At 69.0% G+C, this 18,041-nt stretch carries 21 protein-coding genes; 14 read left to right on the top strand and 7 right to left on the bottom strand.

The window, feature by feature from the left end; genetic code table 11:
- The first annotated feature begins 74 nt into the window (after window positions 1-74).
- The 3 genes from hemB (at window position 75) to A8G18_RS02455 (ending at window position 2,289) form a co-directional block, all read left to right on the top strand.
- Window positions 75-1,052, top strand: coding sequence for a porphobilinogen synthase (gene hemB / locus A8G18_RS02465; RefSeq protein ID WP_064062771.1), 978 nt, complete (start codon window positions 75-77; stop codon window positions 1,050-1,052).
- Entirely contained in the window at window positions 1,049-1,582 is a 534-nt protein-coding gene (locus tag A8G18_RS02460) for a hypothetical protein (RefSeq protein WP_016932644.1), read from the top strand. The genes hemB and A8G18_RS02460 overlap by 4 nt, the downstream gene beginning before the upstream one ends.
- Window positions 1,583-1,791: 209 nt before the next feature.
- Complete coding sequence (locus tag A8G18_RS02455; protein ID WP_064062605.1) at window positions 1,792-2,289, top strand: hypothetical protein; 498 nt, start codon at window positions 1,792-1,794, stop codon at window positions 2,287-2,289.
- Here A8G18_RS02455 and A8G18_RS02450 read toward each other — a convergent pair.
- The gene (locus A8G18_RS02450) at window positions 2,271-4,217 is read right to left on the bottom strand and encodes an acyl-CoA dehydrogenase family protein (RefSeq protein ID WP_016932641.1); all 1,947 of its coding nucleotides are present in this window, start codon (window positions 4,215-4,217) and stop codon (window positions 2,271-2,273) included. The genes A8G18_RS02455 and A8G18_RS02450 overlap by 19 nt on opposite strands.
- Before the next feature lie 126 nt (window positions 4,218-4,343).
- Here A8G18_RS02450 and hemL point away from each other — a divergent pair, with 126 nt between their 5' ends.
- The 7 genes from hemL to A8G18_RS02415 all read left to right on the top strand — a co-directional run bounded on the left by hemL (window position 4,344) and on the right by A8G18_RS02415 (window position 11,547).
- Window positions 4,344-5,669 (top strand): glutamate-1-semialdehyde 2,1-aminomutase, encoded by a 1,326-nt coding sequence (hemL, locus tag A8G18_RS02445; RefSeq protein WP_064062604.1) that lies wholly within the window; start codon window positions 4,344-4,346, stop codon window positions 5,667-5,669.
- A gap of 62 nt (window positions 5,670-5,731) precedes the next feature.
- The gene (locus A8G18_RS02440; protein WP_016932639.1) at window positions 5,732-6,382 is read left to right on the top strand and encodes a histidine phosphatase family protein; all 651 of its coding nucleotides are present in this window, start codon (window positions 5,732-5,734) and stop codon (window positions 6,380-6,382) included.
- Window positions 6,379-6,984 carry a TlpA disulfide reductase family protein gene (locus A8G18_RS02435; protein WP_026002952.1) on the top strand — a complete coding sequence of 202 codons (606 nt, stop codon included), beginning with the start codon at window positions 6,379-6,381 and terminating at the stop codon, window positions 6,982-6,984. The genes A8G18_RS02440 and A8G18_RS02435 overlap by 4 nt, the downstream gene beginning before the upstream one ends.
- Window positions 6,984-7,805, top strand: coding sequence for a cytochrome c biogenesis CcdA family protein (locus A8G18_RS02430; protein ID WP_064062603.1), 822 nt, complete (start codon window positions 6,984-6,986; stop codon window positions 7,803-7,805). Before A8G18_RS02435 ends, A8G18_RS02430 begins: the two co-directional genes overlap by 1 nt.
- On the top strand, window positions 7,802-9,469 hold the full coding sequence (gene resB / locus A8G18_RS02425) for a cytochrome c biogenesis protein ResB (protein ID WP_016932636.1): 1,668 nt from the start codon (window positions 7,802-7,804) through the stop codon (window positions 9,467-9,469). Before A8G18_RS02430 ends, resB begins: the two co-directional genes overlap by 4 nt.
- Entirely contained in the window at window positions 9,469-10,440 is a 972-nt protein-coding gene (ccsB, locus tag A8G18_RS02420; RefSeq protein ID WP_064062602.1) for a c-type cytochrome biogenesis protein CcsB, read from the top strand. The genes resB and ccsB overlap by 1 nt, the downstream gene beginning before the upstream one ends.
- Window positions 10,441-10,491: 51 nt before the next feature.
- The gene (locus A8G18_RS02415; RefSeq protein WP_064062601.1) at window positions 10,492-11,547 is read left to right on the top strand and encodes a MinD/ParA family ATP-binding protein; all 1,056 of its coding nucleotides are present in this window, start codon (window positions 10,492-10,494) and stop codon (window positions 11,545-11,547) included.
- Here the strand turns inward: A8G18_RS02415 and A8G18_RS02410 are convergent.
- Both A8G18_RS02410 and A8G18_RS02405 read right to left on the bottom strand, forming a co-directional pair.
- Complete coding sequence (locus A8G18_RS02410) at window positions 11,529-11,729, bottom strand: hypothetical protein (protein WP_016932633.1); 201 nt, start codon at window positions 11,727-11,729, stop codon at window positions 11,529-11,531. The two genes, A8G18_RS02415 and A8G18_RS02410, sit on opposite strands and share 19 nt — an antisense overlap.
- 206 nt (window positions 11,730-11,935) lie before the next feature.
- Window positions 11,936-12,145 carry a BldC family transcriptional regulator gene (locus A8G18_RS02405; RefSeq protein ID WP_006552323.1) on the bottom strand — a complete coding sequence of 70 codons (210 nt, stop codon included), beginning with the start codon at window positions 12,143-12,145 and terminating at the stop codon, window positions 11,936-11,938.
- Window positions 12,146-12,353: 208 nt separating this feature from the next.
- Between A8G18_RS02405 and A8G18_RS02400 the strand changes: the two genes are divergently transcribed.
- The 3 genes from A8G18_RS02400 to A8G18_RS23565 all read left to right on the top strand — a co-directional run bounded on the left by A8G18_RS02400 (window position 12,354) and on the right by A8G18_RS23565 (window position 14,087).
- On the top strand, window positions 12,354-12,737 hold the full coding sequence (locus tag A8G18_RS02400) for a DUF4229 domain-containing protein (RefSeq protein ID WP_064062600.1): 384 nt from the start codon (window positions 12,354-12,356) through the stop codon (window positions 12,735-12,737).
- Window positions 12,734-13,831 (top strand): L-cysteine desulfhydrase Cds1, encoded by a 1,098-nt coding sequence (gene cds1, locus A8G18_RS02395; protein WP_064062599.1) that lies wholly within the window; start codon window positions 12,734-12,736, stop codon window positions 13,829-13,831. Before A8G18_RS02400 ends, cds1 begins: the two co-directional genes overlap by 4 nt.
- 133 nt (window positions 13,832-13,964) lie before the next feature.
- Window positions 13,965-14,087: a hypothetical protein gene (locus A8G18_RS23565; protein ID WP_280746493.1), complete on the top strand. Its 123-nt coding sequence runs from the start codon at window positions 13,965-13,967 to the stop codon at window positions 14,085-14,087.
- 42 nt (window positions 14,088-14,129) lie between these two features.
- Here A8G18_RS23565 and A8G18_RS02390 read toward each other — a convergent pair whose 3' ends face one another.
- Window positions 14,130-15,134 (bottom strand): hypothetical protein, encoded by a 1,005-nt coding sequence (locus A8G18_RS02390; RefSeq protein ID WP_064062598.1) that lies wholly within the window; start codon window positions 15,132-15,134, stop codon window positions 14,130-14,132.
- 110 nt (window positions 15,135-15,244) lie between these two features.
- Here A8G18_RS02390 and A8G18_RS02385 point away from each other — a divergent pair, with 110 nt between their 5' ends.
- Window positions 15,245-15,634, top strand: coding sequence for a phage holin family protein (locus A8G18_RS02385; protein ID WP_064062597.1), 390 nt, complete (start codon window positions 15,245-15,247; stop codon window positions 15,632-15,634).
- Window positions 15,635-15,661: 27 nt separating this feature from the next.
- On the opposite strand, the gene A8G18_RS02380 is transcribed toward A8G18_RS02385, so the two are convergent.
- From A8G18_RS02380 to A8G18_RS02370, 3 genes are all read right to left on the bottom strand, one after another.
- A complete protein-coding gene (locus A8G18_RS02380) occupies window positions 15,662-16,531 on the bottom strand; it encodes a 1,4-dihydroxy-2-naphthoate polyprenyltransferase (RefSeq protein WP_064062596.1) in 870 nt (289 codons plus the stop codon).
- Window positions 16,532-16,597: 66 nt separating this feature from the next.
- A complete protein-coding gene (gene menE / locus A8G18_RS02375; RefSeq protein WP_064062595.1) occupies window positions 16,598-17,767 on the bottom strand; it encodes an o-succinylbenzoate--CoA ligase in 1,170 nt (389 codons plus the stop codon).
- On the bottom strand, window positions 17,740-18,039 hold the full coding sequence (locus A8G18_RS02370) for a DUF3349 domain-containing protein (protein WP_016934446.1): 300 nt from the start codon (window positions 18,037-18,039) through the stop codon (window positions 17,740-17,742). Before A8G18_RS02370 ends, menE begins: the two co-directional genes overlap by 28 nt.
- Window positions 18,040-18,041: the final 2 nt, after the last annotated feature.

The raw sequence follows: 18,041 nt of genomic DNA, 5'->3' as shown, positions 1-18,041 counted from the left end.
CGATGACTCGTGCGCGGTTCCGGTAGTCACCGCTACCGGAACCGCGCACGACCCGTATGGAAGGTGTTCTCCCCATGTTCCCCGACATCCGTCCCCGCCGGCTGCGCAGCACCCCTGCCATCCGACGGCTGGTGGCAGAGACCTCCCTCGAACCCCGCCATCTCGTGCTCCCGATGTTCGTGGCCGACGGCCTCGACGAACCGCGCGAGATCGTGTCGATGCCCGGGGTGTACCAGCACACCGCCGATTCGCTGCGCAAGGCCGCGACCGAGGCCGTGGCCGCCGGTGTCGGCGGACTGATGCTCTTCGGTGTGCCCCGGCCCGAGGACAAGGACGCCCGCGGCTCCGCGGCGAGCGATCCCGACGGTGTGCTCAACCGCGCACTGCGTTCGTTGCGCAGCGAACTCGGCGACTCCACGGTGATCATGGCCGACACCTGCCTCGACGAGTTCACCGACCACGGTCACTGCGGCGTGCTCACAGGTTCCGGTGTCGTCGACAACGACGCGACGCTCGAGCGCTACGCCGAGATGGCCGTCGCGCAGGCCGAGGCCGGAGCCCACCTGCTGGGGCCGAGCGGAATGATGGACGGGCAGATCGGTTTCCTCCGGTCCGCTCTCGACGAGGCCGGACACACCGAAGTCGGGCAGCTCGCCTACTCCGCGAAGTACGCCTCGGCGTTCTACGGCCCCTTCCGCGACGCCGTCGGCTCGTCCCTCGAAGGCGACCGCCGCACCTATCAGCAGGATCCGGCGAACCGCCGGGAGTCGATGCACGAGGTGGATCTCGATCTCGCCGAGGGCGCCGACATGGTGATGGTCAAGCCGGCGATGTCGTATCTCGACGTGCTGCGCGAGGTCGCCGACCGTTCGCCCGTCCCGGTGGCCGCCTATCAGATCTCCGGGGAGTACTCGATGATCAGCGCGGCCGCGCAGAAGGGCTGGATCGACCGCGACGCCGCGATCCTCGAATCGCTGGTGGGGATCCGGCGTGCCGGCGCCGACATCGTCCTCACCTACTGGGCCGCCGAGGTCGCGGGTCGCCTGTCATGAGTTTTCCCGCTCCGCCCGTCGGGCCCGGTCCCGCGGCGAACCGTCCCGTCCCCGGAGACGTCACCACCGCCTACCAATTGTGGTGTGGGGTACTCGCTCTCGCCGTCGTGAGTTTGGCGGCAAGTCTCGCCGATCTGCTGAGCCGACGCGACGAACTGCTCGATCTCATGTCCACGATGGCCGCCGATCAGGCCGTCGAGGGCATCACGACGGAGCAACTGGAGTCGGCAATCCCGGTGCTGGTCGTGCTGACCGCGGGCATCGGGCTGGTGATCGTCGGACTGTTGTACCTGGTGGTCCGGCAGCTGCTGAAGGCCAAGAACTGGGCGCGGATGCTACTGACCCTGCTCGGTGTGTTCATGTCGCTGTCGACCCTGCCCACCGTGTTCGGTGTGGGCGTCGGAGAGGGTGGCGCGGGCTGGATACTCGGTGTGGTGGGCATTCTGCAAGCCGTCGCGACCGTCGGAGCGATCGTGCTGATGCACCGGCGCGACGCCAACCGATTCTTCCTGCGGCTGCCGGAAGAATAGACGTACCACTCGGTTTCGTCGCGCGCGGCGGAAGAGTACGGTGGGCTCACCATGTGGGTCCGAAGGCCCTTCCCGTCGAGCGAAAAGGACGTCATGCAGCTGGAACCGCGGCCCTATGGGCGCCGTCGCGAATTGGTGTTGATCGCTCTCATCGCCGTCCTCGGCCTGGTGACCACGGTGCTGCTCGTGATCCCCGGCGCGTTCGCCGCTTGACCGGTCCGTCCCCGTTCGAGGCAGCCGAGCCGCTGTTCCACGAACCCGGCGCGCGATGGCGCACCGTCGCCATCGGCCCGGTCTTCTGCATGGTGGCCCTCGTCGTCGAACTGCTCACCGGCCCGGTCGTGCACTGGGCCGCGTTGCCGATCCTCGCGATCGTGCTCGCCGGTTTCTCCTACGTCATGGTCGTGGCGGCCCGCCGGCACGTCAGCGTCGAACTCACGTCCACGGCCCTGCGGCAGGGCACCGAGGAACTGCCGGTCGCCGAGATCGAGGCGGTGCTGCCGCCGCCCGCCGACCGCGGGGAACCGAAACGATGGGAAACCGCCCGTAGCCTCGGCGAACTGTCCGACGTGCCACGCGGACGCAAGGCCGTCGGACTGCGCCTGACCGGAGGGACATTCGTGCGAGCGTGGGCGAAGGACGCCGACGAGCTTCGAGCTCGGCTCGGCGAGCTCGTCGGCGATCCCGGTCAGACCGAGACGTCCTGAGGCGGAACGACCGCTCCCTCACGTTCGAGCATGGCCGAGCCGAGCAGGTACTCGGGCACACCCAGACCCTCCACGAGCGTCAGCGCGTGCGGGCGCAGGCTGCGGCACCGTTCGTTGATCCCGCGCGTGACCGCCTTGGCCCGTTCGACCGACAGCAGGCGGTGTTCCATGAACCACGCCTTGTCCTCGTCGATGATCGTCAGCGCGTAGAGATCGCACAGTTCCGACAGCAGGTCGCGGGCGGTCTCGTCCGTGCAGTCCTCGATCGCGGCGACGAACGCCTCGAGCACGACCCGGTCGATGTGCGCGCGGGCGGCGTGCAGCACGTGGTCCTGCACGAAGTTGAAAGCGTCGAACGGATTGTCCTCGCGCTTCATCGCGCCCTGCAGGCGGCGGGCGGCGGTGGACAGCAGGTACTGCTCACGGTCCTCGAACATCGTCACCTGCGTGCCACGGTCGAAGAGGCTGCCGTCCTCCTCGTTGTCCTGGCGGGTGTCGACGATCGTCTGGATGATCTGCTGCGCCGCCGTGCGCTTCTTGACGATGTCGGAGATCGTGGTGGCGGCGAACCGCATCCACTCCACCGGGCTCATGCCCTGCACCTCGTCGGCGTAGGCCGTGAGCAGTTCCTTCGCGACCAGCTGGGTCAGGACGTGGTTGTCGCCCTCGAAGGTGGTGAACACGTCCACATCCGCGCGCAGCGCCGTGAGCCGGTTCTCGGCCATGTACCCGGCACCACCGCAGGCCTCGCGGCACTCCTGGATCGCCCGCGACGCGTGCCAGGTGTTGGCGACCTTCAGACCGGCCGCGCGGCCCTCGAGTTCGCGCTGCTCCTGCGCGTCGAGTTCCTGCAAGGACGTCGACTGCAACCGGTGCATCGTCGTGAGCAGCTCGTTCTGCGCGAAACCGAGCGCGTACGAGCGGGCGATCAGGGGGAGCAAGCGCCGCTGGTGGACGAGATAGTCCATGATCGGAACCTCGCCCTCGCGCCCCGGGGCGTCGAACTGACGACGCTTCTCGGCGTAGCGGGTGGCGATGGACAGCGCGACCCGCGCGGCAGCCCCCGCCGACCCGCCGACGGTGATCCGGCCGCGGACGAGGGTGCCGAGCATCGTGAAGAACCGCCGGCTCGGGTTGTCGATATCGGAGACGTACGTCCCGTCCGGTTCGACGTCCGCGTACTTGTCGAGCAGGTTCTCCCGCGGGACGCGCACCCGATCGAAGACGATGCGGCCGTTGTCGACACCCGGCAGACCGCCCTTGTATCCGCAATCGGAGGTCGTCACCCCCGGCAGGTCGTGGCCGTCCTCGTCGCGGATCGGGACGACGAAACAGTGCACGCCGTGGGTCTCGCCCTGCGTGACGAGCTGGGCGAAGACCGCCGCGAACCGGGCGTGCTGCGCTGCGCCACCGATGTAATCCTTGCGGGACGACGGGGTGGGGGAGTGGATCACGAACTCCTGGGTGTCCGGATCGTAGGTCGCCGTGGTCTCAAGCGACTGGACGTCGCTGCCGTGGCCGGTCTCGGTCATCGCGAAGCAGCCGAGGACGTCGAGATCGATGAGTCGTCTGACGTACTTCTCGTGGTGCCGCTCGGTGCCGAGGTTCTCGATGGCACCGCCGAACAGCCCCCACTGCACGCCGGCCTTGACCATCAGCGACAGGTCGGACATCGCGAGCATCTCGATGGAGGCCACCGCACTGCCCGCGTCGCCCGTGCCGCCGGATTCGACGGAGAAGCCTGCCGCGGCGTACCCGTGCTCGGCCAGGAGGCGCATCTGCTCGAGTGCGATGGCGCGGGCCTTGTCGGTCTCGGGGGTGTAGTGCGGTGCGAACTTCTCGTGCGCGAGATCCGTGCGTGCGCGTTCGCGGGCTTCGTGCCACGCACCGTCGAGAGCAATGCGCAGATGTTCGGCTGTGGTCGGCATGCCTCAGACGATAGGTGCGGCATGTCACTCACGGTGTCCCTTTTTCCTGGTACGGGAGAAAAAACACATCAGGTTTGATCACCCGTGTTTTTGGCAAATCTCGCGAAACTACGGACACTGGAAGTCGTGACTGCGACCCCCGATGCTTCGTCCACCCACGACACTCGATCCGCCGCACTCTTCCACCGGGCATCGAAGGTGACACCGGGGGGCGTCAACTCTCCGGTCCGCGCGTTCGGATCGGTCGGCGGCAATCCCCCCTTCTTCGCGTCGGGATCGGGTCCGCTGCTCACCGACGTCGACGGCAATACCTATGTCGACCTGGTGTGTTCCTGGGGTCCGATGATTCTCGGGCACGCTCATCCCGCCGTCGTCGAGGCGGTCCGGTCCACCGCCGTCGCCGGTCTGTCGTTCGGTGCACCCACCGAAGGTGAGGTCGAACTCGCCGAGGAGATCGTCGCTCGCATCGCGCCCGTCGAGCAGGTCCGGCTCGTCAATTCCGGCACCGAGGCGACCATGAGTGCGGTCCGCCTCGCGCGCGGATTCACCGGACGATCGAAGATCGTGAAGTTCGCCGGCTGTTATCACGGTCACGTCGACGCCCTGCTCGCCGACGCCGGTTCCGGTCTCGCGACCTTCGGTCTGCCCACCTCGCCGGGGGTCACCGGTGCCCAGGCCGGTGACACCATCGTCGTCCCCTACAACGACCTCGACGCCGTACGCGACGCCTTCGAAGCGAACCCCGGCGAGATCGCGGCGGTCATCACCGAGGCTGCCGCCGGCAACATGGGAACGGTTCCGCCGGTGCCCGGCTTCAACGAGGGGCTCCGCGGGCTCACCCGCGAGCACGGCGCGCTGCTGATCATGGACGAGGTGATGACCGGCTTCCGTGCGAGCCCGACCGGCTGGCACGGCATCGACGGCGTCTCCGGCGACCTCATGACCTTCGGCAAGGTCATGAGCGGTGGTCTGCCTGCCGCGGCCTTCGGCGGTCGCGCCGACGTGATGGCCCATCTCGCCCCGAGCGGCCCGGTCTACCAGGCCGGCACCCTCTCCGGTAATCCTGTCGCCGTCGCCGCCGGCCTCGCGAGCCTGCGGGCCGCCGACGCCGACGTCTACGCCGCACTGGACCGCAACGCCGAGACCCTCGGTCGCCTGCTCGGCGAGGCTCTGGCCGCCGAAGGTGTGCCGCACCGCGTCCAGAACGCCGGCACTCTGCTGAGCGTCTTCTTCACCGATGAGCCGGTGACGAACTACGACCAGGCCAAGGCTGCGCAGACCTGGCGGTTCCCGGCCTTCTTCCACTCTCTGCTCCAGCGTGGCGTCTACGCGCCCCCGAGCGCCTTCGAGACGTGGTTCGTCTCGTCCGCGCTCGACGACGACGCGTTCTCGCGGATCGCCGATGCCCTGCCGCACGCCGCCCGCGCGGCTGCGGCGGCGACCGCGCCGTAACCCCACCGCGTTCCCTGCCGACGAACTCCCGCCCCTTCCACACCCCTCGAGGAACAATCGACGTGACCGACGCCGCCCCGTCCGAGACCCGCACGATCGTGCACGTGCTCCGCCACGGAGAGGTACACAACCCCTCCGGCATCCTCTACGGTCGCCTGGCCGGATTCCGGTTGTCGGTGACCGGCGAAGCGCAGGCACGAGCGGTCGCGGCCTCGCTGGCCGACCACGACATCGCGCACGTGGTCGCATCGCCGCTCGACCGGGCGCAGCAGACGGCCGCTCCGATCGCGGAGAAGCACGGACTGCAGATCCGCACCGACGAGAACCTCATCGAGGCGGCCAACGACTTCGAGGGCCTCAAGGTCTCGGTCGGCGACGGTGCGCTCGCCCGGCCCCGGCACTGGTGGAAGCTGCGCGATCCGTTCACGCCGTCGTGGGGGGAGCCCTACCTGCAGATCGCCCACCGCATGCTCGCCGCCGTCAACGCCGCGCGCGTGGCCGCGGCGGGACGCGAAGCGGTGTGCGTGAGTCACCAGCTTCCGGTGTGGACGCTGCGCCGGTTCCTCGAGGGCGAGCGCCTGTGGCACGATCCGCGCCGCCGCCAGTGCAGCCTCGCGTCGCTGACCTCCCTGGTCTACGAGGGCGACACCCTCGTCGACCTGGTGTACTCCGAACCGGCCGGCGCCTCCGACCCCAACGTCCACGGCGCATGAGAAGAGTGCTCCGGGCGGCCGTCGTTGCGCTCTGCGGCGCCGTTCTTCTCACCTCCTGTGCCACCGGCGACGACGCCGTCGCCACCGGCGGAACGTTCGACTTCGTCTCGCCCGGTGGGCAGACCCGCATCTTCTACGACCCCCCGGCCGAGCGCGGCACCCTCGGGGAACTGTCCGGGGAAGACCTCATGAACGAGGGCGAGACCCTCTCCCTCGACGATTACGAGGGACAGGTGGTCGTGCTCAACGTGTGGGGCCAGTGGTGCGCCCCCTGCCGCAGCGAAGCCGACGATCTCGAACGGGTCTACGAGGCCACCAAGGATCTCGGGGTGCAGTTCCTCGGCATCAACGTGCGCGACAGCCAGCGCGACAAGGCCCAGGACTTCGTGACCGATCAGCGGATCGGCTATCCGTCGATCTACGACCCGCCGATGCGCTCGCTTCTCGCGCTCGGACGGAACTATCCGACCTCGGTGGTGCCGACGACGGTCGTGCTCGACCGGGAGCACCGGGTGGCCGCGGTGTACCTGACGGAGTTGCTCGCCGAGGACCTGCAGCCGGTCGTCGAGCGGGTCGCGGCAGAGCCGGAGACGGAGCGGTGATGACGATCCTGGCGTCGGGTATCGGCGAGACCTTCCAGAACGCGGCCCTGTCGGGTCCGTTGCTGCTGGCGATGGGCGCGTGCCTGCTCGCCGGTCTCGTCTCCTTCGCGTCGCCCTGTGTGGTGCCGCTCGTTCCCGGTTATCTGTCCTATCTCGCCGGGGTGGTGGGAGCCGAGGCTCCGGCCGTGACCGCGGAGCAGGCCGGTACCCGTACGACGACGCTCCGCAGCGACGGACGGCTCCGGGTCGCCGGTGCTGCCGGACTGTTCGTCGCGGGTTTCACGGTGGTGTTCGTCCTCGCGACGGTCTCGATCTTCGGTGCGATCTCCGCGCTCGCCGTCAACCGTGAACTGCTCATGCGGGTCGGTGGTGTGATCACGATCGTCATGGGTCTGGTCTTCCTCGGCCTCGTGCCGGCTCTGCAGCGCGACACCCGGCCGACCCCGCGCCGCATCTCCAATCTGGCAGGAGCGCCGCTGCTCGGCGCGGTGTTCGCGCTCGGGTGGACCCCCTGTCTCGGCCCCACCCTCGCGGGGGTGATCTCGCTCGCGGCGGGTACGGAGGGTACGACCGCAGCCCGTGGGGTCGCGTTGATCGTCGCGTACTGCCTCGGTCTGGGACTGCCGTTCGTCGTGCTCGCCCTCGGTTCGGCGCGGGCATTGCGGGGAGTCGGCTGGCTGCGGACGCACGCGCGTACCGTGCAAATCGTCGGCGGCCTGATGCTCGTGGCCGTCGGTATCGCTCTCGTCACCGGCGCATGGGACCTGTTCGTGTCCTGGATCCGTGACTCGTTCATCTCGGAAGTGACTCTGCCCGTATGACCGCGACACACACCCCGACGCCCGCCCCGCAACCCTCGCCTCCGCCCCGGCAGAGCACGGCCGGACGTGCCGCCGCGCTCGTCCGGAACACCTGGCGCGGCCTGACGTCGATGCGGACCGCCCTGGTCCTGTTGTTCCTGCTCGCCCTCGCCGCGATCCCCGGCGCGCTCCTGCCGCAGCGCAGCCTCAACAACCAGAAGGTCGACGAGTACATCGCGGCACGTCCGGCCCTCGGCCCGATCATGGACCGGCTCGAGCTGTTCGACGTCTTCGGCAGCTTCTGGTTCACCGCGATCTACGTGCTGCTGTTCGTCTCGCTGGTCGGCTGCATCCTGCCGCGTTGCGTCGAGCATCTGCGCGCCCTGCGGACACCGCCGGTCCCCGCACCCCGCAACCTGAAGCGTCTTCCGCATCATGTGCAGACCACAGTGGCCGAGACCCCCGAGGCGGTCCTCGAGCACATCCAGGGGCAGTTGCGCGGATGGAAGATCGCGCGTCGCGAGGGCGGTGCCCGGGAGCGCGACGGCGAGATGACCCTCTCCGCCGAGAAGGGCTATCTGCGCGAGGCCGGCAACCTGGTCTTCCACATCTCCCTCGTCGGACTGCTCGTCGCGGTCGCCGCAGGCAAGCTTCTCGGCTACGAGGGTCAGCGCATCCTCGTGGCGAACGGTCAGGAGTTCTGCACGACATCACCGGCGTCCTTCGACTCCTTCCGGGCCGGTCTCACGCTCGACGGGACCGGACTGAACCCGATGTGCGTACGGGTGCACACCTTCGCCGCCGACTATCTCGACAACGGGCAGGCGGAGATGTTCACCTCCGACATCGAGTACCAGTACGGCGACGATCTCGTCACGAACACCTGGCGCGACGCGCAGTTGAAGGTCAATCATCCGCTGCGGGTCGGCAGCGACCGTGTGTACCTGCAGGGCCACGGCTACGCCCCGACCTTCACGGTCACCTGGCCGAACGGTGAGACCCGTACCGAGACGCTGCAGTGGGCACCGGACGACGCGACGACCTTCCTCAGCAGCGGCGCGATGCGCTTCGACCCGCCCGGCGGCATGTTCCCCGACGCCGACGAGCGCCGGAAGAACCAGATCGCCATCGAGGGACTGTTCGCGCCGACGGCGTCGTTCCACGGCACACTGCTCACATCGATCTTCCCGGCGATGACGGACCCGGCCGTCGCCATCGACATCTACAAGGGCGACTCCGGTCTCGACACCGGCAGCCCGCAGTCGCTGTTCTCGCTCAGCAAGGAACTGATCAATCAGGGACGCCTCGTGAAACAGGACCGCGTCAACCTGCGTCCGGGGGAGAGCGTGACACTTGCCGACGGCACCGAGGTGCGGTTCGACAAGGCCACCGACTTCGTCAACCTGCAGGTCTCCCACGACCCGGTTCAGCAGTGGGTGCTGGTCGCGGCGATCTCCATGATGATCGGCCTGCTCGTATCGCTGCTGGTCAAACGACGCAGAGTGTGGGCACGCGCGTACCCGGACGGTACAGTGATCGACGGTGAACGACGAACCGTAGTAGAGCTCGGCGGCCTCGCACGAACCGATCAGGCCGGATGGGGAGACGAGTTCGACCGTCTGGTCGAGCGCCTTCTCGGCGACAACGCACCTTCCGCCCCGGCGGCACAGGAGAAGAAGAACTGATGACACAGAACGACACCCTCGCGCGGTACAGCGACTGGGCCTTCGAATCGGCGTTCGCGGTGCTCGTGCTGGCGCTGGTGCTGCTCGTCGCCGAGTACGCGACCCACCGGGCCGACCTGGTGGCGCAGCGGGAACGCGAACTCGTGGCCGCCGGCACCCGATCGGCCCCTGCCGGACCGGGACGGATCGACCAGACCCCCGGGCGCACCCTGTCGCAGCGTGTCGGCAACATGGGACGCGCACTGGTCGTCGTGGTCGCCGGACTGCAGGTCGCTTCCATCGTGCTGCGCGGCCTGGCCACCGAGCGGTTCCCGCTGGGCAACATGTACGAGTTCGTGGCGATGGCGTGCGCCGCCGCTGTGATCTTCGGCCTGGTCGTCCTGCGCAGGCCGGCCTACCGCACGATGTGGGTCTACCTGCTGGCCCCCGTCCTGATCCTCATGTTCCTCGCGGCGACGGTGCTGTACGCCGACGCTGCTCCCGTGGTTCCCGCCCTGCAGTCGTTCTGGTTGCCGATCCACGTGACGATCATCAGTGTCGGCAGCGGCATCTTCCTCGTCTCGGGCGTGGCGAGTCTGCTGTTCCTTCTGCGGATCCGCTTCCCGAAGGGCGAGGAGCACAGCGGAGTGTTCGCAGCGCTCGCGGAGCGTCTGCCGGACGCCCAGACCCTCGATCGGCTCGCCTACCGCACCACGATCATCGGGTTCCCGCTCTTCGGTGTCGGCATCATCCTCGGTGCGATCTGGGCCGAGGCGGCATGGGGACGGTTCTGGGGATGGGACCCGAAGGAGACGGTCTCGTTCATCACATGGGTGGTCTACGCCGCCTATCTGCACGCCCGCGCGACCTCCGGATGGCGTAACACCCGTGCGGCCTGGATCAACGTCGTCGGGTTCGTCGCGATGCTGTTCAACCTGTTCATCATCAACATGGTGGTCTCGGGCCTGCACTCGTACGCCGGGCTCAACTGAGGCTGCTATCGTCCCCCCGTCGTCCGTGACAGTCGACGGGGGGAGAACGCGGTGGATGGGTCCGGTATCGAGTCGTGGGGGCTCGACGGGAACGCTCTGGATGCGACAGCGCTGGATTCGTCGCTGTTGGTACGGCCGGTCGCAGCCCCGCCGCGGAAGGGCTGGCGGCGGGTGGTCCACCGGGCGACCGGTGGTCGCGTCCACGTCGGGGAGAGTTTCCGGCAGCAACGCAAGGACGAGCTGGCCGAGCGGGTCCGTGCACCGTTGTACGGCTGCCATCGGATCGCCCTGCTGAGCCTCAAGGGCGGGGTGGGGAAGACGACCACGACGGTCACCCTCGGCTCGACCTTCGCAGAGCTGCGCGGTGATCGGGTCGTCGCGGTCGACGCGAATCCGGACCGGGGCACGCTGAGCCAGAAGGTGGCCGACCAGACTCCGGCCACCGTGCGCACACTGCTGCGCGACCAGGCACTGCTCGAGACGTATGCGGACGTCCGCGCCTACACCTCGCAGAACACGCACCGTCTCGAGGTGCTCGCCTCGGACACCGACCCGGCGGTCTCCGAGGCGTTCAGCGCCGGCGACTACGAGCGGACGCTGGGCCTGCTCGACCGGTTCTACAGCATCGTGCTCACGGATTGCGGGACCGGACTCATGCACTCGGCCATGAGCGCGATCCTCGAGAACGCCGACACGCTGGTCGTGATCAGTTCGGGTTCGGTGGACGGCGCCCGCAGCGCCTCGGCGACGCTCGACTGGCTCGACGCACACGGTTACCGCGAACTCGTCGAGCGATCGGTGGCCGTGGTCAACGCGGTGCGGCCGGGATCGGGCAAGGTCGATCTCGACCTCGTGGTGCGGCATTTCGAACAGCGTTGCCGCACGGTACACGTCCTACCTTTCGATCCCCACCTCGAAGAAGGCGCGGAGATCGACCTGGAGCGGGTGCACAGGAGAACGCGGCGGGCCCTCCTCGGACTCGCCGCGGATATCGCAGACGGTTTCGGCGCCCAGCGGAACGAAGGCCGGTGGCGCGACGCGCAGGGACGCGACGGTTCGGCCGGTGGTTCGGTCCGCAGTGCGAGCGGTCAGTCGCCCCGCTCCTGATCGGACTCGGTCGTGCCGTCGCCGCTGCGGCGGCGGTGCACCTCGCGATCGACCTTCCACAGGAAGTCGGGATCGTCGTCCGGGCCGACCACGCGGGTCGGCGGACGAGATGCGGGACCGTACGCCTTCCACAGCAGGACGGCGAGGGTCACCGCACCGATGAGTGCCAACAGATAGAGCACGTTGCACCTCCTGACCGTGGCAGTGCCGGACGAGGATGCGCCCTCGCCGTGCACCTCCGGGCTGCGGCGCGCGCAGCACGGTTCGTCCACAGTCTATGTGTGCGGAACCGGGTCCGGCACGTGGGTTCCGCGAGTGGGCGGACGAGGCCCGGTAGGTGCACGCCGGAAGTGCGATGTGCCGACTCGAAGAGTCGTGCGTGCTCCGATCAGCGCGTTGCTTCGGTGGTGAGCGAGCGGAGGAGTGCCAGGACCTCCGACTCACGGAAGCGGCGGTGCCCGCCCGGGGTCCGCAGCGAGCCCAGTCGGCCGGCGTGGGCCCATCGGGTGACGGTCTTGGGATCCACATGGAACAGGGCCGCCACCTGACCCGGGGTCAGCAGGGATTCCTTCGCGCCGTTGAAAGTGGGTGCGCTCATTGCGAATGTCCTCCCGGTTGTCGTGATCGAGTTGTTCGACGCGATCGAGTTGTTCGATCGGGATGTCCAAGCCCATGGTGGCACCGACACCCCTGGTTGCTCGAACGGTCTACGGTTGGTAAAGCGGAAGTAATAGACAAAACGGACGGATGTCCGACTTCCGGCAATCGTCTCCGAACTCGTGGTCCCGGCGGCCGGTTAACCTGGACTGGTGAACGACGAACGCCGGAACGAACCCTCGGATACCCCTTCCCAGCGCACCCCATACCCTCGGGGCGGGGGCGCCACGGCCGACGGCCGCCGGACGGGGACCGGGTCCCTGATCCGGGACGTCGCGTTGTACTCGGTGGCCCGGCTCGCCCTCGTGGTCGTGCTCACTCTGCTCATTCTCTACGTTCCCCGTGCGTTCGGGGTGGAAATCCCGCTCCTCGTCGCCGCCCTGTTCGGCGTGCTCATCGCGCTGCCCGTCTCGCTCGTGCTGTTCTCCGCGCTCCGCCGTCGTGTCAACGAGGGCATCGCCGCGGTCGACGAGCGTCGCCGCACCGACCGAGCCGACCTCGAGAAGCGCATGCGCGGCGAGAACGGGCGGTGACCACGCCCGGAGCGGTCGTCGACCGCAGCGCAGCCCGGGACTGGGTCGACAACGCCGTCCGGCTCATCGAGGCCGACGCCCAGCGCAGCGCCGACACCCACCTCCTCCGCTATCCGCTCCCGGGGGACTGGGGCATCGCTCTCTATCTCAAGGACGAGTCGACGCACATCACGGGCAGCCTCAAGCATCGTCTGGCGCGCTCGCTGTTCCTCTATGCCCTGTGCAACGGCTGGATCCGAGAGGGAACTCCGATCATCGAGGCATCGTCCGGTTCCACGGCCGTGAGTGAGGCGTACTTCGCGCGCCTCCTCGGCCTCGACTTCGTGGCGGTCGTGCCGCGTCGCACGTCGCCTGCGAAGGTGGCGCTCATCGAGGCTCAGGGCGGCCGGTGCCACTACATCGATCGGCCGCCGGAGATCTACACCGAGGCGCAGCGGCTCGCCGACGAGCTCGGCGGATGCTTCATGGACCAGTTCACGAACGCCGAGCGGGTCACCGACTGGCGCGGCAACAACAACATCGCCGAGAGCATCTACTCGCAGATGCGCCTCGAGCGTCATCCCGTGCCGGAGTGGATCGTCGTCGGCGCCGGGACCGGCGGCACGAGCGCGACCCTGGGCCGATACATCCGCTACCGCCGGCATCGGACGCGGTTGGCCGTCGTCGATCCGGAGAACTCGGCGTTCTTCGGCGGATACGAGACGGGATCGGCCGACTACACCACCGGGATGTCCTCGCGCATCGAAGGGATCGGACGTCCGCGCGTCGAGCCGTCCTTCGTGCCCGAGGTCGTCGACCGGATGGTGCGGGTGCCCGATGCGGCATCGATCGCTGCCATGCGGCACGCGAGTGCCGCGCTCGGACGTCGCGTGGGCGGCTCGACGGGCACGAACCTGTGGGGAGCCTTCGGCCTGATCGCCGAGATGCTCGCCGCGGGCCGCGAGGGCAGTGTCGTGACGTTGCTGTGCGACGGCGGTGAGCGTTACGCCGACACCTACTTCTCCGACGAGTGGGTCGCCGCCGAAGGGATGGACCTCGCCGGGCCGCTCGCGGTGCTGGAGAAGTTCACGGCTACCGGCCGTTGGCCCCGGTAGAGCCTCTGCGACCCGCGCACCGGGCGGTTGTCACTTTTCGTTGACGCACCCCGGTTGTCAACCTCGCCGACGAACTCGGGGTCAGCCGCCAGGCGGTGCATCAGAAACACACCCGGAAGCGCAGGTGATCGACATGTTCGAACGATTCGCCGACGGTGCCGGATCCGGCGTCGTGGCAGCCCGGCAAGAGGCGATCCGCCGACCACCGCTCTCGTCGAATCGCGGATTCCGCGCGACGAGCTACGGCAACTGCTGAACACGCACCTCGACGCCGCCTGACGCCGACTTCCGGACGGTGCTACCGGCCGGCCTGCGCCGGCACGACAGCGACGGGGCGGGCGGCGACGAGCGGAACGACCGTCGCCGCGACGAGCAGGAGGGTGCCGATCGCGATCATTGCGAACGGCCACCGGAGACGATCGGCCGGCACGGCCGCCGCTTCGGCCTGCACGGCCGTGGCCTGCGTGGCCGCGGAATCATCTGCCGCGGTGCGCGGCAGTGCTTCCGTCGCCGACCGGACGTTGTCCGCGATGCCGCCGACGACATCGGCCACAGGGCCGACACCGTCGACGAGCTGGCCTGTGCCGTCCGTGAGGGCCCGTCCGCCGTCGTCGAGGAGGACGAGACCGTCGCGTAGCTGCCTCGACCCGTCGGCCGCCTGCGCCATACCCGCGACGAACTGCGCGTTCGGATCGGTGAGTTCGTAGGCGAGCTGCTGCGCGCCGTCGCGCAACTGTCCGAGCTGGTCGAGGGTGTCCGGTCCGAGGCCCTGCGTGTCCAGGGTCTCGACGAGCCCGCGGAGCTGGGCGGCCGCGTTCCGGGAGATCGGATCCGGTGACGCGCCGAGCGTGGCGGCGACGGAGGTGAGCCGGGCGGTCACGTCCCCTTGCATCTCTCCGAAACCGGAGAGCCGGTCGACGACCTCGTCGACGCCGCCGCTGACCTGACGAGCACCGTCGCCGAGCATGTCGACACCGCCGTCGAGCTGCCCGAGGCCGTCGGCCAGCTGCTCACCGCCGGCGCGTGCCTGCCGGAGGCCGTCCGACAGTTGCCGGGCGCCGTCGTCGAGCTGGGTACTGCCCTCCGTCAGCTGCCCGACCCCGCCGCCGAGCACCGACAACGGCAGTCCGGCCCGCTGCAGATTGCTCCGGGCCTCGTCGACGCCGTCCGCCGAGGGGGCCGGTTGGTCCGCAGCGGCCGCGACCGCCGGCTCGGGGTGATCGGTCCAGGCAAACACCGCACCCGTGCCCACGAGGAGCAGTCCGGCCACGGCGAGGAACAGGGGGAGAAGACGTGAACGCACGCTCGTCGACGCTACCGAGCGTCGCTGAGAGACCCCTGAGGGGAGGGGGACTCCTGCACCCGCCCGATTCGCCCGTTCCGGGACCGGGCGCCGTGTGCCACAGTGGCACCATGATTTCTCTGATACTGCGGTTGATCATCAACGCGGTCGGATTGTGGCTCGCGGTCGAGCTGGTCGACGGGATCGATTACACCGATGCCGCGGGCACATCCGACACGACCCGAAAGGTCGTCACCCTCGTCGTCCTCGCACTCATCTTCACGATCGTCAACGCACTCGTGAAACCACTGGTGAAGCTGCTGTCGCTGCCGCTGGTGATTCTCACCCTCGGGTTGTTCCTGCTGGTCGTCAACGCGTTGATGCTGCTGCTCACCGCGTGGCTGAGCGGATTCACCGAGTACGGGCTCACGATCGACGGGTTCTGGGCCGCCCTGTGGGGCGGCGTGATCATCGCGATCGTCAACTTCGTCCTCGGACTGGTCGTGCCCGACGGGGACTGACCTCCCGTCTCCGCGCCCGCGTCACGGTCAGCCGAAGGCCAGCGCGGGTGCGGTGGCCACCGCCCACACCAGCATCGCGACACCCGAATCGCTCAACGCCGGAATCAGCGCGAGACCGAGAGCACCGGCCCGGACCGGCTTGTGCGCGCGGATCGCGAACGGCGCGGCGAGGAAGCCGGCGAGCGCCCAGGGCGTCGCCGCGACCAGCACGAGCGACATCACGAACGGCACGACGACCAGCACCAGGTGCAGTGTGCGGGTCCTCGGGTCGCCCAGCTTGACCGCGAGGGTCCGCTTGCCGGTCTCCGTGTCCGTGGCGATGTCGCGGAGATTGTTCGTGACCAGCACGGCCGTCGAGATCGAGCCGACAGCGATCGCGCACGCCAGGCCCACCCGGTCCATGCGACCGGCCTGGACGAACTGTGTGCCCAGCACTGCGACGAGCCCGAAGAAGACGAACACGCCGATCTCCCCGAAGCCGCTGTAGCCGTAGGGGTTCTTTCCGCCGGTGTAGTACCAGGCACCGGCGATGCAGACCGCGCCGACGAGGACGAGCCACCACGCGGTGGTGACAGCGAGGGCGAGTCCCGCGACCGCCGCGATACCGAAGCACACGAACGCCGCGCGCTTGACGGCACCGGGGCTCGCTGCGCCCGAGCCGACCAGCCGCATCGGGCCGACCCGCTCGTCGTCGGTGCCGCGGATACCGTCGGAGTAGTCGTTGGCGAAGTTCACGCCGATGATCAGCCCGAGCGCGACGACCAGCGCGAGCAGCGCCTTCCACCACACGGCCTCGCCGAGCCACGCCGCTGCTCCCGTTCCTGCCAGGACGGGCGCTATCGCGTTGGGGAGGGTGCGCGGACGAGCGCCTTCGAGCCATTGACCAGCCGTTGCCATGGGTCGATCTTCGCACCCGGGCCCGGCCACCGCGTCGAGCACACCCGTCGGCCTCGAGCGCACCTGTCAGGAGAATCGCGAGACCAGTGCCCGGCGATCCACCTTGCCCGGTCCGCGCAGGGGCAGTGCGTCCACGACCTGCAGCTCACGCGGCGCAGCGGTCGCGTCGAGCGTCGCCGTGACGTGGTCGCGGAGCTCCGCGAGCGTCGGTACGGCGCCGGGAACGGGCACGACGACCGCCGCGACGCGCTGACCGAGCCGGGTGTCGGGCAGACCCACCACCGCGACCTCCCGTACGGCCGGGTGCTCGACGAGTACGGCCTCGATCACCTGCGGGACCACCGTGAGACCACCGGTCGAGATGGCTTCGTCGAGTCGTCCCAGAATGTGCAGGACCCCGTTCTCGAACGTGCCCGCGTCGTCGGTGCGGAACCAGCCGGGTTCGGCGAAGGCCGGATGGTCGGGCAGGTTCCGGTAACCCGAGGCGAGGGTCGCGCCGCCGAGCCACACGCGCGAGTCGGTGTCGACCCGCACCTGCACCCCGTCGAGGGGCACGCCGTCGTAGACGCAGCCGCCGCAGGTCTCGCTCATGCCGTAGGTACGGACCACCGTGATTCCGGCCGCACGGGCGCGTTCCAGGACCGGCACGGGAGTCGCGGCACCGCCCAGCAGGATCGCGTCGAGGCGGGCGAGCGCCGCGGTCGCGTCGGGATGGTCGAGAGCCTTGATCAGCTGGGTGGGGACCATCGAGCTGTACCGGCGAGGGCCCGGCACGGCGTCCACCGCTTCCGGCAGAACCTCGGGATCGAAACCGGCGGACACGTCGACGACGACGGGTTCGGTTCCCGCGAGGAGGCTGCGCAGCAGCACCTGCATGCCCGCGATGTGATGGGCGGGCAGCGCCAGCAGCCACGAGCCCGTTCCGCCCAGCCGGGCGTGGGTGGCGTCGCCGCTCGCACGCAGTGCGTCCGCGGAGAGCAGGGCGCCTTTCGGGGTGCCGGTCGTGCCGGAGGTTGCGACCACCAGGCCGACGCCGTCCGCGACAGGCTCACCCGGGTGCAGCGCGTCGGTGAGCCGGAGTGTCTCCCGTTCGTCCCCGGCAGGGACGGGGAGCAGTGCCGGTCCGTCACCGTCGAGCATCCGCCGGAGGCCGGGCAGCACGGAGCGGACGGCGGCCCCGGCCGGGACGGGAAGAAGATCGAGTGTGGTCACAGATCGTATTGTGTCGTGTCCCATCCGCCCGCCTCGAGTTGGCGGCGGACCCGGTCCACGTCGTCGGGCGACGGCATGTTGTTGGTGATCTTGCTGATCAGGACTGCGATGTCGATGCGGGTGATCGAGAGGTCGCCGTCCTCGATCAGCGTGTCCGCGACCTGGGCGACCTCCTCGTCGGACAGGCGCCGCGCGAGCAGCGCGAACAAGGGTACGTAGTCCTGCTCCGGCACCCCTTCGGGGTAACCGGCGCGGAGCCACTCGACGATGGAAGCGAGAAACGGCGGGAGGGCCACCC

This window comes from Rhodococcus gordoniae (assembly GCF_001646655.1).
Lineage (GTDB): Bacteria > Actinomycetota > Actinomycetes > Mycobacteriales > Mycobacteriaceae > Rhodococcus > Rhodococcus gordoniae.
Note: the sequence above shows the minus strand (reverse complement) of the source record. Positions and strands in the feature narration are given on the sequence as shown.